This window comes from Hyphomicrobium sp. DY-1, from assembly GCF_047497105.1.
GTDB lineage: Bacteria > Pseudomonadota > Alphaproteobacteria > Rhizobiales > Hyphomicrobiaceae > Hyphomicrobium_B.
This window is the reverse complement of record NZ_CP134870.1, coordinates 2,719,281-2,733,684: the sequence shown is the minus strand read 5'-3', so window position 1 is coordinate 2,733,684 and position 14,404 is coordinate 2,719,281. Positions and strand designations below refer to the sequence as shown.

At 59.7% G+C, this 14,404-nt stretch carries 11 protein-coding genes; 8 read left to right on the top strand and 3 right to left on the bottom strand.

The annotated features are described in order from the left end of the window. Window positions 1–57: 57 nt before the first annotated feature. Both RLW41_RS12915 and RLW41_RS12910 read right to left on the bottom strand, forming a co-directional pair. Window positions 58–729, bottom strand: coding sequence for a dienelactone hydrolase family protein (locus RLW41_RS12915; RefSeq protein ID WP_013946213.1), 672 nt, complete (start codon window positions 727–729; stop codon window positions 58–60). Between the two features lie 104 nt (window positions 730–833). Beyond that, entirely contained in the window at window positions 834–2,423 is a 1,590-nt protein-coding gene (locus tag RLW41_RS12910) for a phosphoenolpyruvate carboxykinase (protein WP_414461685.1), read from the bottom strand. 498 nt (window positions 2,424–2,921) lie between these two features. Between RLW41_RS12910 and RLW41_RS12905 the strand changes: the two genes are divergently transcribed. The 5 genes from RLW41_RS12905 (at window position 2,922) to RLW41_RS12885 (ending at window position 6,791) form a co-directional block, all read left to right on the top strand. Continuing rightward, window positions 2,922–3,626: a response regulator transcription factor gene (locus RLW41_RS12905; protein WP_024275335.1), complete on the top strand. Its 705-nt coding sequence runs from the start codon at window positions 2,922–2,924 to the stop codon at window positions 3,624–3,626. A gap of 27 nt (window positions 3,627–3,653) precedes the next feature. Continuing rightward, entirely contained in the window at window positions 3,654–5,504 is a 1,851-nt protein-coding gene (locus RLW41_RS12900; protein WP_409562101.1) for a stimulus-sensing domain-containing protein, read from the top strand. After that, a complete protein-coding gene (locus RLW41_RS12895) occupies window positions 5,488–5,958 on the top strand; it encodes an HPr kinase/phosphorylase (protein ID WP_414461684.1) in 471 nt (156 codons plus the stop codon). Before RLW41_RS12900 ends, RLW41_RS12895 begins: the two co-directional genes overlap by 17 nt. A gap of 116 nt (window positions 5,959–6,074) precedes the next feature. Next, a complete protein-coding gene (locus RLW41_RS12890) occupies window positions 6,075–6,476 on the top strand; it encodes a PTS sugar transporter subunit IIA (protein WP_013946207.1) in 402 nt (133 codons plus the stop codon). 9 nt (window positions 6,477–6,485) lie between these two features. Next, complete coding sequence (locus RLW41_RS12885) at window positions 6,486–6,791, top strand: HPr family phosphocarrier protein (protein WP_409562099.1); 306 nt, start codon at window positions 6,486–6,488, stop codon at window positions 6,789–6,791. 105 nt (window positions 6,792–6,896) lie between these two features. Here the strand turns inward: RLW41_RS12885 and RLW41_RS12880 are convergent, their stop codons facing one another. Beyond that, window positions 6,897–8,306 (bottom strand): vWA domain-containing protein, encoded by a 1,410-nt coding sequence (locus tag RLW41_RS12880; protein WP_414461683.1) that lies wholly within the window; start codon window positions 8,304–8,306, stop codon window positions 6,897–6,899. 372 nt (window positions 8,307–8,678) lie between these two features. On the opposite strand from RLW41_RS12880, the gene ahcY reads away from it, so the two are divergent. The 3 genes from ahcY (at window position 8,679) to tsaE (ending at window position 14,382) form a co-directional block, all read left to right on the top strand. Beyond that, window positions 8,679–10,088 carry an adenosylhomocysteinase gene (gene ahcY, locus RLW41_RS12875; RefSeq protein WP_013946203.1) on the top strand — a complete coding sequence of 470 codons (1,410 nt, stop codon included), beginning with the start codon at window positions 8,679–8,681 and terminating at the stop codon, window positions 10,086–10,088. Window positions 10,089–10,317: 229 nt separating this feature from the next. Beyond that, a complete protein-coding gene (locus RLW41_RS12870; protein WP_414461682.1) occupies window positions 10,318–12,822 on the top strand; it encodes an ATP-binding protein in 2,505 nt (834 codons plus the stop codon). A gap of 12 nt (window positions 12,823–12,834) precedes the next feature. Continuing rightward, a complete protein-coding gene (gene tsaE, locus RLW41_RS12865; RefSeq protein ID WP_414461681.1) occupies window positions 12,835–14,382 on the top strand; it encodes a tRNA (adenosine(37)-N6)-threonylcarbamoyltransferase complex ATPase subunit type 1 TsaE in 1,548 nt (515 codons plus the stop codon). Window positions 14,383–14,404: the final 22 nt, after the last annotated feature.

The following is a 14,404-nucleotide window of genomic DNA, read 5'->3' as shown; positions in this document are numbered from 1 at the left end:
TCGGGGCCGACCCGAGGATGAGAGAACTTCAGCCAATAAAGTCACAGAAGCTGCAGCCTACCCGAGCTTCTGCTTCAGAAATGCGCTCGTGCGCTCCCACGCAAGCTCGGCACAGTGACGATCATGAACAGAGCGCTGCTCGTTCATGAACGCGTGGCTTGCATCATAGCGGTAGAACTCGAACGCCTTGCCAGCTGCCTTCAACCCCGCCTCGAACGCATTGACGTTCTCAGGCGTCACGAAATCATCGCTGTTTGCAAAATGCCCCTGCAGCGGAATTTTCACATCCGCCGGCTTCGCGACCGCATCCGGCGGCAGGCCATAGAACGAAACCGCTGCGGCAAACTCCGGAACGCGGCACGCCGCCAGCACCGTAACGGCACCGCCCATGCAGAACCCCGCCACCGCAACCTGTGGGCTCGACTTCAACAGAAACTGCGCTGCGCCGCGCACAACCTGATCGCACGCGTCGAGGAAGTTCAGCGACTGCATCTCGCGCAAAGCGCCTTCGCTATCGTGATAGGGAATAACGGTTCCGGCATAGAGGTCCGGCGCCAGCGCATCATAGCCAAGCAAAGCGAAGCGATCGCACAGACCCTTGATCTGCTCCTGCAGTCCCCACCATTCCTGGATGACGACAACGCCCGGCGCATTCGCGGTGCCTGCAAGCGAAAGGTAACCCTCGGCCGTCTTGCCGTCGGGACGTGTGAAAGGAATACGGGTGCCCATGCTCTGACGCTCCAGTTTCTGCCGGCGCGCCTTTCTTAGGCATCGTAACGCGGATGATCAACGCCCGAGGCGACGCACGTGCCCCGCCTCGAGCGCAACGCGCGTTATTCCGCCGCGATACCCGGCTGCACGACGGGGCTTGCCTTCATGACCTCGGCATCAACGTAAGCCGCAAACTTCGCGAAGTTATCGTGGAACATCTGTGCGAGCTTCGACGCCATGGCATCGTAGGCTTTCGGATCGGCCCACGTCTGGCGCGGATTGAGCAGCTTCTGATCGATCCCGTCCATCGCCACCGGGACAGCGAAACCGAAAACCGGATCGACCCGCATCGGCTGTTCTTTCAACGTGCCCGAAAGCGCCGCATTGAGCAGGCTACGCGTCACCTTGATCGGCATGCGCGAACCCTCGCCGTACTTGCCGCCGGTCCAGCCCGTGTTGACCAGCCAGCAATCGACGCCATGCTCAGCAATGAGCTGACGCAGCAGGTTGCCGTAGACGCTCGGATGGCGCGGCATAAATGGCGCACCAAAGCACGTTGAGAAGGTCGGCTTCGGCTCCGAGCCCATGCCCTTCTCCGTGCCCGCAACCTTCGCTGTGAAGCCTGAAAGGAAATGATACATCGCCTGACTCGGCGTCAGCTTCGCAATCGGCGGCAGCACGCCGAACGCATCGGCCGTCAGCATCACGATGTTCTTTGGATGTCCGGCGGTCCCTGTCGGGCTTGCGTTGGCAATGGCATCCAGGGGATAGGCCGAGCGAGAATTCTCAGCCAAGCGATTGTCATCGAAATCCGGAATGCGCGTATCCGGATTAATCACGACGTTTTCAAGAACCGTGGCGAAGCGGTTGGACGCCGCCCAGATCTGCGGCTCGGCGGCCTGCGACAACCGGATCGTCTTCGCATAGCATCCGCCCTCGAAATTGAAGATGCCCTTTTCCGACCAACCATGCTCGTCGTCACCGAGAAGCTCCCGCGACGGATCAGCGGACAATGTGGTCTTACCCGTTCCCGACAACCCGAAGAACACCGCTGAATTGCCGTCCTTGCCGACATTCGCCGAGCAGTGCATCGGCATGACATTCTTCTGCGGCAGCAAATAATTCAGATACGAGAACACGCTCTTCTTGATTTCGCCCGCGTAGCTTGTGCCGCCAATCAAAACGATGCGCTTCGTGAAGTTACAGGCGATGACCGTTTCGCTCCGCGTGCCATGATAGAGCGGCGCGGCGCGAAAGCTCGGCAGATCGACGACCGTGAACTCAGGCAGGAAGTTCTCAAGCTCGCTCGCTTCAGGCCGCCGCAGCAGATGGCGAATAAACAGCGATTGCCACGCGTGCTCGGTCACGACGCGCGTGTTGAGCCGGTGCTCGGCGTCGGCGCCGGCATAAAGATCCTGGACGAAGAGTTCCTTGTGACGCGCAAAGCCGACGAAATCTGCAAGCAGGCGGTCGAATTGCTCTTCCGACATTTCCTTTGCGTTGTCCCACCAGATCGCGTCATCGGTCTGGTCGTCGCGAACGATATATTTATCTTCCGCCGAGCGGCCCGTGTGCTGCCCAGTCTCGACGCCGACGGCGCCGCTCGCGGCAAGCCGGCCCTCGCCGCGCCGAATGATGAATTCCATCAACTCGGCCTCGCGGAGATTGCGACGAACCTTCTGAGAGGGCAGTGTGGGAAACAGCTCGGTCATAAGATTTTAGCCCTTTGGGGTAAGCGCCTATCGGCGCAGCGCACATATAATCACGCCAGCGCTGCGAACCATCGATGGGCGAAAAACGCACCACTCGCCCATTTGTGCCGCACAATAAAATCGCTCCGGCGGGATCGTCCCGCTGTTGGCGGAGGATAGCTGTAAACTCAAGCCGTTCTTAGGTCCTACTTGGGACGATAAAAGGGATAAGAACGCGAAAAAACCGGTAACACTGTGTTACCGCTCAGAATTCCTAAGAGTCGTCATTACGCGGACCATGCGGCGAATAAAGGCCGTAAACAAGCGCTTTTCTGCATTTGTAAGCTGCGAATTTCGCCACATTGCTTGCCGACAGCGGCCCCGTCGCCTATTCAGGTACTATTCAGCCTCCGGAGCCCATTTGATCGGAGCGCCACAATTGCTACACCATGCCGCCATATGCGCCTAAGGGGCATAGCGAGCATTCCCGTCGCGGCCGAGGGGGCAGAAGAGGAAAAGATGAAGGAAAAGAGCACCATCGCACTCGTCGACGACGAGCGGAACATCCTGACCTCGTTGCGGATGGCGTTGGAGGCCGAGGGATACAAGGTTCGCACTTACGGTGACGGTGTTTCAGCACTCGAAGCCCTGACGGAAGAGCCCGCCGACCTTGGCATTTTCGACATCAAGATGCCGCGCATGGACGGCATGGAATTGCTGCGCCGGGTGCGCCAGCAATCCGCGATGCCCGTCATTTTCCTGACCTCCAAGGACGAGGAAATCGACGAACTGTTTGGCCTCAAGATGGGCGCCGACGATTACATCGCGAAGCCATTTTCGCAGCGTCTCATCGTTGAGCGCGTGAAGGCTGTGCTCCGTCGTGTTTCGCCCAAGGACGGCACGACCACCGAAGATGAAGCTAAGCGCGTGCTGGAGCGCGGCAAGCTGAAACTCGATCCCGAGCGTCATACTTGCCACTGGGATAGCAAGGCCGTCACGCTGACGGTCACCGAATTTCTGATCCTGCAGGCGCTGGCAACACGCCCCGGCGTCGTCAAGACCCGCGACGCATTGATGGATGCCGCCTACGACGATCAGGTGTATGTGGACGACCGGACGATCGACAGTCACATCAAGCGGCTTCGCAAGAAGTTCAAGCAGGTCGATGACGACTTTGACGTGATCGAAACACTTTATGGCGTCGGCTATCGCTTCAAGGAGTAAGCGACCCGATAAGCCACCGGGGACGGGATGGCACTAGACAGCAACGACATCTCGACAGCGGCAGCGCTTGAAAGCCCCGCGGGCGAGATCGCTGCGCCTGAAACGGCTAAATCGCGGCCTAAGTTTGATGCACGCGCCTTCGCGGCGCGTGCTGCGACGGCTACGGGTAGCTGGCTGGCGAAAGGTTGGATTGCGCGCGTCATCGGGAAAAACCTGCGACGACGCATTCTTCTTGCGAACCTGCTCGGCCTCGCCGGGCTTTTGTTCGCGATGCTCTACTTGAGTCTCCATCACGGCTGGCTGCTCGACGCCAAGGTTGACGTCGTCAAAACTGTTTCGCGCATCACCGCCGAAGCCATCGCCTACCGCGCCGTCAACGAGCGCGCGATTTTTGATCCCAACCGCATTCCAGACAAGGCGCCGTTGCGCGCCCAGCGCGATGATGCGTTCGCGGCCCTCGAACTGCCGATCGACCCGCATCAGGCGGCGATCATTCTGAGAAAGCTTGTCGGCCCCGCCGATCTCAAAGCACGTATCTATTCGGCCAAGGGCACACTGATCCTCAACGGCGACGCGCTGTTCTCCAACAGCAACGACAAGCCGGACCCGCCACCTGACGCCAACGACCCGACACCGCGCCTGAAGAATTTCTGGACGCGTCTGCATTATTGGGTGATCAACAAGGAATTGAAGGTCTACCGCGAACTCGGCACCGCCAACGGCTTCCTCTATCCGGAAGTCCGCAACGCTGCGATCAATGGTATCGAAACGCCCATTCTGCTGCTCAATCGCCACGGACAGCAAATCGTCTCGATGGCCGAGCCGATCAAGCGCGGAAACAAAATCCTCGGCGTTTTGCTGATTTCGACGAACCCCGGCGATATTGACGACATCCTCTGGGACGAGCGCTGGCTGATCTTGCAGATCGCCGCGATGGCGCTCGTGGTTTCTGTCGGAAGCTCGCTCGTACTCGAACGAACGGTCGCTGGCCCCATGCGCAGGCTTTCCGATGCCGCCAACCGCGTGACGCAGAACATTTCTGCCCGCGAGCAGTTGCCTGACATGACGGGCCGACGCGACGAAGTCGGGCAGACCGGTCGCGCCTTCGTCTCCATGACGAACGCGCTCTACCGGCGCATCGAAGCCAGCGAGAAGTTCGCGGCCGACGTCGCGCATGAACTGAAAAACCCGCTGGCTGCCGCCCGCTCGACGGCCGAAGCCTTGGCTTACGCGAAGTCCGATACTGATCGCACCGAGCTGGTCCAAGAGATCCAGGCCGAGCTGAAACGCCTGAACCGCCTTATCAACGATATTTCCAGCACCTCGCGTCTCGATGCCGAGTTGGCTCGTCAGGAAATGCAGCCGATCGACATTCGGGTCGTGCTCGAAAACATCAACGCGCTTTTCACCGACATGCTCGCCGACGACAGCCGGAAATTGCGACTGTTCATCGAACCCGGCGGCCCGGCGTCCTACACGGTCCGTGGCAACGACAGCCGCCTCGGCCAGGTTTTCACGAACCTGATCGACAACGCCTTGTCCTTCTCGCCGGAAGGCACGATGGTGACGGTGCGGGCCCGACCCAACGGCGCCAATGTCGAAATCACCGTCGAAGACGAGGGACCCGGCATTCCCTCCAACAAGCTCGGACAGATATTCGATCGCTTCTACAGCGACCGGCCTCTGACAGACGCCAAGCGCGGAAAAAATTCCGGACTTGGGCTTTCGATTTCGCGCGAGATCATCGCCAGCCATAACGGCGAAATCTTCGCCGAGAACCGCAGTAAGGACGACCCTCAGTCACGTAAGGGCGCGCGCTTTACCGTTCGCCTCCCGCTGTCTCCCATTGTTGGAGTCGGGCTTGTCTGGCGAAGTTGAGCGCGTTCACGCCACGGCGATCGCCCTCGGCAGCCGCGCCGCGCTCATTCGCGGAGCATCCGGAGCCGGAAAATCCGACCTCGCATTCCGCTGCCTCGGGCTTGGCATCTCCGGCCTCATTCGCGACACCGTAAAGCTCGTCGCCGACGACCAAGTCCTACTAAAGCAGCAAGGCCCTGACATCGTCGCGAGCGCGCCCGCGACCCTACGCGGTAAACTTGAAGTGCGCGGCCTCGGCATCCTGGAGGTTGACGCCATCGCGGAAGCGAATCTCGTCCTCGTTGTAGACCTCGTCAGCCGCGGCGACATCGAAAGATATCCCGACCCCTGGCCCGAAACCTGCATTTTAGGGCTCGAAATTCCGCTGCTCCACCTATATCCATTTGAGAGTTCGAGCGCCCTTAAACTTGTGACAGCAATCACGATGGCGCCCCGGTCACGTTTTGCGCCGTAAGGTTCGATGTCAATCCAGAAACCTCTTGCACCGACGGCAAACACTTGCCACTTTCCGCGCCAAACGGCGAAGCTACAATCGGCTCCGCCGAATGGTACTGAAATGGCCCGTCGCACATGATCGGACTTGTCATCGTCACGCATGGCGGGCTTGCGCAAGAATTTCGCAATGCGCTTGAGCACGTCGTTGGAAAACAAGAAGCGCTCGAAACGATCGCGATCGGACCGGACGACGACATGGAAGCGCGTCGTCTCGAAATTCTGAATGCCGTGCAGAGCGTCGATAACGGCAAAGGCGTCATCATCCTGACGGATATGTTTGGCGGAACGCCTTCTAATCTTGCCATCTCGGTGATGGACGAGACGAAGGCCGAAGTGATCGCCGGCATAAGCCTGCCGATCCTCGTGAAGCTTGCGAGCATTCGCGCCGAGACACCTCTCGACCAAGCTGTCATTATGGCCCGCGATGCCGGCAAGAAATACATCAAAGTTGCGAGCCAAGAACTCTCTGGCGGTTAAGAGCGAGCGATGCCCGAACTGGCCAATAGCCTGAAACCGGAAGCCATAGTCATCATCCGCAACGTCAAGGGCCTGCACGCCCGCGCGTCGGCAAAATTCGTGAAGCTGGCGGAAAGCTTCGACGCAGCCGTCACGGTTACTCATCACGGCAATTCGGTCGGCGGCACGTCCATCATGGGCCTGATGATGCTTGCAGCCGGACCCGGATCTGAGTTGCACATCGTCGCCGAAGGCGCGCAAGGACCGGAAGCGCTTCAGGCCTTGGTCCATCTCGTCGAAGCCGGTTTCGACGAAGAATGCATCGGCGACGCTTGATCCACTCCACATGGCGGCTGGTTCCACGAAGCGGAGTCGCCAAGCACAAACAAAAAAGGGAACGCCAATGCGTTCCCTTTTTAGCAGTGCCCGATGTCTCGCCCGTTATTGCGAGAGGTAAAGGGTCGAAATTTTCAGCGCGATGTCGCGGAACGCAGCCTTGAGCGCATCGCCCGTCGATGAGTTGTAATAGTGGTTTGTATCGGTCGCGCAGTTCTTGAGCGTAGTGTCCGCCAATGTGCCGGTGCCGATCTGAAAACCTACCGTATAGACTTCGATGCCTTTCGCCTTGATCGCCGTGCACAAACTGCTTGCTTGCACGGAGGAGCAGCCCTCTTCTGCGTCTTTGCAGGAATAGCGAGGCGGCGTCTGGCCATAATCGACCGAATAGCCATATGAATCATACTGCGTATTGTAATCACCGTCCGTCATCAACACGGCGATCTTTTTGAGCTTCTCGGTCCCGTAAGCCGCCGGAGCACTGCTCCCCCAGACGGATGCCCAATTCGGTGACAGCATATACCAAGCCCAGGCCGTTCCGATATGCCCAGCCGTGCCGCCTTTGGTGGACAAGCCACTGATCTTGTCCAACAGGGCCGACTTGTTGCTCGTCAACGGAAGCAACTCGTCCTCGTCATCGTCCAGATCACAGTAGGGCGTCACTGACTTCTTGTCGTTCTTGTTGTGCACCGTGATGTATGCATTCGATCCTGGAGCAGCATCAGTCGCCGTCTGCTGCCCCATGCGCTCCACGACGCACGGGCTCGAAGTCTTTTTGGTGTAGCCGGTTACCAACTTGAACTTATCCGACGGCAACCGAACGTCCTCGGCAAACGGCACAATCGCGATCTTCGAGGTGTATTTGCTCTGATCTTGCCAGACGACAATGTTGATAAGATCGCTTGCCGCTGACTTGAGATCGGTGAGCTTCTGCCCCGCCATCGAGCCCGTGATATCGAGCATCAGCGAGACTTCGAGGCTCTGCTCGCCATTGCCGCCCACAGCCAACACAGCCTTAGAATAGTCCGATCCATCGGCACGAAGCAGCGGCAAAGTCGACGACTGTGTTCCAGCTAACCCAAATGCCAGATGCATGAACGGTGTCGAGATCACGGCGTTGCCGTCCGCCTCCATAGCCGTGCCGCTGTCCACGGCGTCAAAGTGGATACTGTCGGACAAGAGATGAATACGGTTCAACGTGGCCTGCTGGTAATAAGTCATGGCCACTCTTTCTGCGTCCTCCTGATCGCCCCCGTTGGACTGCAGGGCACGCGCACCGGCCAGCACGGCCGCGTCGGTCGCGGCAATCGTCTGCGAGCGTGCGTTGACGAAACGCGCGTAATCGACTGCCAAGCCGACCATCGCAAACAAAACGAAAATCGTGAGCCCGAAGATGATCGCGACGCTTCCGCGCTCATCGGAACCGAGTGCGGCCCACCGCTTCTTGCTTGCCAAGACAGCCCAGACGCTGCGCCGCGAATTCAGTGCACTACGCCATACCAACGCGCACTTCATTGTCCGCCTCCACGGAAATATACTTGGGCGTCACATTGCCGGCGGATAGATTTATAGGAAATTAATGCACTAATTTTTAATTGTTTATGAGATTAACACGAAATTACTTAAAAAATTTAAATAAAAAACCAATTGTATTTAGAAATACAGGACTTCCTTTACCAGAAGATCTTGAGCGCGCCACCCCGGCGGCTTGCCGCGCGGAAAAGACATAAAGACTTGTTTATATGTTATTGCGCGGCGAGGGTGAGTTCGCTATAGCAACCCCGGAAAGTCCAAGACGGCATGCAACCCCGGAACGGGAGCATGGAACGCGCGCTGTCTGTGCCGACGCGGTGCAGGTCACGGTGCATCTATGAGGAACTGAGCCGCATGAGCACGAAATTTTCCGATTACATCGTCAAGGATCTCGGCCTCGCCGAGTGGGGGCGCAAGGAAATCGCCATCGCCGAGACCGAGATGCCGGGCCTCATGGCGACCCGCGAGGAATATGGCGCTGCAAAGCCGCTGAAGGGCGCCCGCATTGCCGGATCGTTGCATATGACGATCCAGACAGCCGTGCTGATCGAGACCCTGGCCGCCCTCGGCGCCGACATCCGCTGGGTTTCCTGCAACATCTATTCGACCCAGGATCACGCCGCCGCAGCTATCGCAGCGGCCGGTATTCCCGTCTTTGCCATCAAGGGCGAGACGTTGAAGGATTATTGGGACTACACCGCAAAACTGTTCGACTGGCACGGCGGCGGCCATCCGAACATGATCCTCGATGACGGCGGCGACGCCACGATGTACGTCCACCTCGGTCTGCGCGCCGAGAACGGCGACACTGCGTTCCTCGACAAGCCCGGCTCTGAGGAAGAGGAAGTCTTCTTCGCACTGCTCAAGAAGCAGTTGAAGGAAAAGCCCAAGGGTTACTTTGCCGAGATCGCGAAGAGCATCAAAGGTGTGTCGGAAGAAACGACCACCGGCGTGCATCGTCTCTACGACATGCAAAAGGCCGGCAAGTTGCTGTGGCCCGCGATCAACGTCAACGACTCGGTCACCAAGTCGAAGTTCGACAACCTCTACGGCTGCCGTGAAAGCCTCGTCGACGGTATCCGCCGTGGCACGGACGTCATGATGGCCGGCAAGGTCGCGATGGTTGCTGGCTTCGGCGACGTCGGCAAAGGTTCGGCGGCTTCGCTGCGCAACGCCGGTTGTCGCGTGATGGTTTCGGAAGTCGATCCGATCTGCGCGCTTCAGGCCTCGATGGAAGGCTACGAAGTCGTGACGATGGAAGACGCCGCCCCGCGCGCGGACATCTTCGTCACCGCCACCGGCAACAAGGACATCATCACGGTCGAGCACATGCGTGCCATGAAGGACCGGGCGATCGTCTGCAACATCGGCCACTTCGATAACGAAATTCAGGTTGCCGGCCTCAAGAACCTCAAGTGGACCAACATCAAGCCGCAGGTCGACGAAATCGAGTTTCCGACCGGCCGTCGCATCATCCTGTTGTCGGAAGGCCGCCTTGTGAACCTCGGCAACGCCATGGGTCACCCCTCGTTCGTCATGTCGGCGTCGTTCACGAACCAGACTCTTGCGCAGATCGAGCTGTTCACGAACGAAGGCAAGTACAAGAAGGAAGTCTATACGTTGCCGAAGCACCTCGACGAGAAGGTCGCGATGCTGCATCTCGCCAAGATTGGCGCCAACCTGACGAAGCTTCGCCCGGATCAGGCAGCCTACATCGGGGTCAAGCCGGAAGGCCCGTTCAAGCCCGACCATTATCGGTACTGAGATCGTTTCAGACCGACAAAAAGACGAGAAACGCGGCGCCAGGGAAACACTCTGGCGCCGTTTCAATTTGCGCACGCTCCCGCGGTGGCGGCCGTTCCCCTAGAGCCCCATACTGAAAGTGATTCGCGTCGCGAGACTCGGATTGCATAGGCGCGTCTGCACCTGACGGATCGCCAGCTTTTATGCGCAATGGAATATGATGCCGACGACTCCGCCATCCGGCCGACGATTGAGAACCAAGCTCCAGCTCGCGCTGCTGCTGGCGGCGGCGATGGGTTTGGTTGCGACCCTGTTGACCGTGCTCGTGGGCACTCGCAGCGCCGCTGTAGCGTCGTTTGATTTTCGCCAGCTCGCTGTTGGCGGCCTTGTCGCTGGCGCGGTGTTTATCGCCGCCCTCATCGTCTGGCATATGGCGAGCGTCGCGCGGAAAGAGGCACGAAAGGCCAAAACCGAAAGCCAGCACCTCCGCCGCAACCTTGCTGCCGCCGACGCCATCATCCGCGCCGAGCCCCAGGTCTTGATCTTCTGGGAGCAGGGTCAGGCAGTCCGCATCGTCTCGCACACGCTCACCGGCATCCCCGGCCTTCCTGATCAGCACGCCGAGATCCTGCGTTTTGGCCAATGGCTGGAAGTACCATCCGCCGACACGCTCAAGGCCGCGCTCGACAAGCTGTTCACCAACGGCCGGTCGTTCAACATCATCTTAAAGACGATCGCAGGCGGCACGCTCGAAGCCGAAGGCCGCGCCGCCGGCGGCCGCGCAGTGCTCCGCTTCAAAGACGTATCGACCTACAAAGCCCAGATCGCTCGCATCGACGAACAGCACGATGCGCTGGCGCGCGACATCCGCTCAAGCCGCGCTCTGCTCGAAACGCTGCCGATGCCGGTTTGGCTTCGCGATACGGCAGGCCGTCTGGTGTGGGTCAACTCTGCCTACGTCAAGGCCGTCGAAGCCGATAGCGAGCTTGAAGTTCTCGAACGTCAGATCGAGTTGCTCGAAACGCGCCAACGCCGCCAGATCGCAAAGACTGTTGCATCCGGTGACAGCTATAAGTCCCGCGTGCACTTGATCGCGGGCGGACAGCGCAAGCCGCACGACATCGTCATCCTGCCGGTCGATGGCATGACCGCTGGCGCCGCCGTCGACGTAACCGACATCGAAACCGCGCAAGGTGAACTCGACCGCCAAGTTGCCGCCTACGATCGCACCCTCGACCGCGTCGAAACGGCGGTCGCAATCTTCGACCGCGATCAGAAGCTCGTCTTCCACAATACGGCTTTCGCAAATCTTTGGTCGCTCGACCCGGACTGGCTGGCCACCCGCCCGACCGATAGCGACATTCTCGATCGCCTGCGCGAAATCGGCGCTCTGCCGCCCGTCGTCAGCCACCGCGATTGGAAAGTGCAGGTGCTTGCTACCTCGCGCACCGGCACGCCGCTCGAAGATGTCTGGCACCTGACCGACAGCCGAATCGTGAAGGTCATCGCCGAACAGCGCGCAGACGGCGGCGTGACCTACCTGTTCTCCGACGAAACCGACCGCATCGCACTCGAAAGCCGATATAACGCCTTCATCGACGTCCAGCGCGAAACGCTTGATGCGTTAAAAGAAGGCGTCGCTGTGTTCGGCACCGACGGACGCTTGAAGCTCTTCAATCGCGCGTTCTGCGACATCTGGCAGATCCCGCCGCGCAAACTGAATGAATTGCCGCACATCGGCGAGATCATCGCCGCCGTCCAATCGCTGTTCCCCGATGCCGGCACGTGGCTGCGTATCGGGCGTGCCGTCACCGCCTTTCAGGACGAGCGCGAGACCTTCTCAGGCCAGATGGATCGCACCGATCACTTCGTCATTGACTACGCGCTCATGCCTCTGCCGGATGGCGCCACGCTTCTGACATTCGCCGATGTCACCGATGCCAAGCGCGCCGAACGGGCTCTCGTCGAACGCAACGAAGCGCTCATTGCAGCCGACCGCCTCAAGACGAATTTCATCGGCCACATCTCGTATGAGCTAAGAACTCCGCTCAACACGATCATCGGCTTCTCAGATATGCTTGCGAGCCCGATCTTCGGCGCCCTCAACGCCAAGCAGCGCGAATACCTCGCCGACATCATGTCATCGTCGAAAACGTTGCTCGCGATCATCGACGACATTCTCGACCTGACCACGATCGAAGCGGGCGGCTTGGAACTGAAGCTCGCGCCTGCCGGCGTCCGCGCCATCATCGACGCGGCGATCCTCGGCATTCGCGAACGCGCCGTCCGCTCTCGCCTAACCATTGACATTGCGGTCGCCGACGACGTCACCGAAATCATGGTGGACGAAGCGCGCATGCGTCAGGTCCTCTACAATCTTCTGTCAAACGCCGTCGGCTTCTCAAAAGTCAACGGCACGGTTCGCCTCGCCTGCTGGCGTGAAAACGGCATGATCAATTTCCGCGTCGAGGATGACGGCATCGGCATCCCGAAGGACCAGATCGGCCGGGTCTTCCAGCGCTTCGAAAGCCGCAGCCGCGGGTCCGAGCACCGGGGCGCCGGTCTCGGCCTTTCAATCGCCAAAAGCCTCGTAGAACTTCACGGCGGCACCATCGAAATCACATCGGAAGAGGGCCGTGGTACGCGCGTCATGGTTCGCATCCCGGAAGAACCGATCGCTCAGACGACGGACGGCGCCGCGGGCGGCTCCGGCGGCAGCACTGAGAGACTGGCGGGCGGCTCGCGCGCAGCGTAAAAAGCGGGCGCCATGACACATACGGTCTTTTCATTTCCCGAGCTCACCGAGGGCGACGTTTCGCGCTTAGCGCAGGAAATCGCATTTCTCGTCCAACCCGGCGACACGCTGGCCCTTGAAGGCGATTTGGGGGCCGGAAAATCGACATTCGCGCGCGCCTTCATCCGCGCTGTAGCAAGTGACGCCGAACTCGAAATCCCGAGCCCGACATTTACGCTCGTGCAGTCCTACGAGACGCCGCGCTTCGAGATCGCACATTTCGACCTTTATCGCCTGTCTGATCCGAGCGAAATCGACGAGCTTGGCCTCGACGCGGCACTCGCCCGCGGCATTGCCATCGTCGAATGGCCCTCGCGCGGTGACAGCCGTATCCCGACCGACCGGCTGACGCTTCGCTTCGATGAGACGACAGCTTTCGACCGCCGCGACGTTCGCCTCGAAGCCGCCGTCGATCTCACCGCCCGGCTCGAACGTTTTGCTGCAATCCGCAAATTCCTCAATCGCAGCGGCTGGGGCGATGCCGCAACAGCTTTCAGCTATCTCCAAGGCGATGCCTCGCCGCGCCGCTACGCTCGCCTCGTGAAGGCTGACGGCTCGCGCGCCATCCTTATGGACGCCCCGCAAAAGCCTGACGGTCCGCCGATCCGCGATGGCAAATCCTACAGCGCCATCGCGCACCTTGCAGAAAACGTTAAAGCCTTCGTCGCCATCGACCGAACGCTTGAAGCCGCCGGTCTTTCGGTGCCGCACATTCTCGCGGAAGACTTATCCGCTGGTCTGCTGTTGATCGAAGATTTCGGCGACGCCGTATTTGGCGCCGAAGTCAAAAAAGGCCGCGATCAGGGGACTCTCTGGCAGCGTGGTGTCGATGCGCTCATCGCCGTTCAAGCGACCGCGCCGCCCGAAAGGATCTCGCTCTCCGACGGCACCATGTTCGAGCTGCCTGTTGCCGATCGCGGCGTTCTCGAAATCGAAACCGAACTGCTTCTCGATTGGTATTGGCCCGCGCTTCGTGGAGGTCCCGCGCCCCAGGCCCCGCGCGATACCTTCAGAGAACTCTGGCAAACCGTTTTCGACCGCGTTCTCAAGCAACCTAAATCGTGGCTGCTGCGCGATTTTCATTCTCCGAACCTGATCGCACTCGACAATCGCACGCCGCCCCGCGACGTCGGCATCATCGATTTCCAGGACGCCATGATCGGGCCGGCGGCCTACGATCTCGTCTCGCTGCTCCAAGATGCGCGCCTCGACGTTCCGGAAGACTTGGAAAAGCGGTTGTTCGCGCGTTACGTCGCCGCCATCAGTACGCGCGACCCTGCGTTCGACCCGGAAGAATTTGCCGTCAGCTATGCCGCACTCGGCGCCCAACGAAACACCAAAATCCTCGGCATCTTTGCCCGTCTCGCGGCGCGAGACGGAAAACGGCAGTATTTGGCCCATGTGCCACGCATCTGGGGGTATCTCGAACGGGATCTGCAGCATGAGGCTCTCGCACCGCTCAGGGCGTGGTATGACGACAACCTACCTCGCAGCCTGCGCGCAGAAGTCTTGAATATTTAACCCGAATTCCGGAGACGCATTC

Coding starts and splice junctions, on each gene's coding strand:
- RLW41_RS12915 (WP_013946213.1), bottom strand. CDS start 729: ATGGGCACCCGTATTCCTTTCACACGTCCCGACGGCAAGACGGCCGAG.
- RLW41_RS12910 (WP_414461685.1), bottom strand. CDS start 2,423: ATGACCGAGCTGTTTCCCACACTGCCCTCTCAGAAGGTTCGTCGCAAT.
- RLW41_RS12905 (WP_024275335.1), top strand. CDS start 2,922: ATGAAGGAAAAGAGCACCATCGCACTCGTCGACGACGAGCGGAACATC.
- RLW41_RS12900 (WP_409562101.1), top strand. CDS start 3,654: ATGGCACTAGACAGCAACGACATCTCGACAGCGGCAGCGCTTGAAAGC.
- RLW41_RS12890 (WP_013946207.1), top strand. CDS start 6,075: ATGATCGGACTTGTCATCGTCACGCATGGCGGGCTTGCGCAAGAATTT.
- RLW41_RS12885 (WP_409562099.1), top strand. CDS start 6,486: ATGCCCGAACTGGCCAATAGCCTGAAACCGGAAGCCATAGTCATCATC.
- RLW41_RS12880 (WP_414461683.1), bottom strand. CDS start 8,306: ATGAAGTGCGCGTTGGTATGGCGTAGTGCACTGAATTCGCGGCGCAGC.
- ahcY (WP_013946203.1), top strand. CDS start 8,679: ATGAGCACGAAATTTTCCGATTACATCGTCAAGGATCTCGGCCTCGCC.
- tsaE (WP_414461681.1), top strand. CDS start 12,835: ATGACACATACGGTCTTTTCATTTCCCGAGCTCACCGAGGGCGACGTT.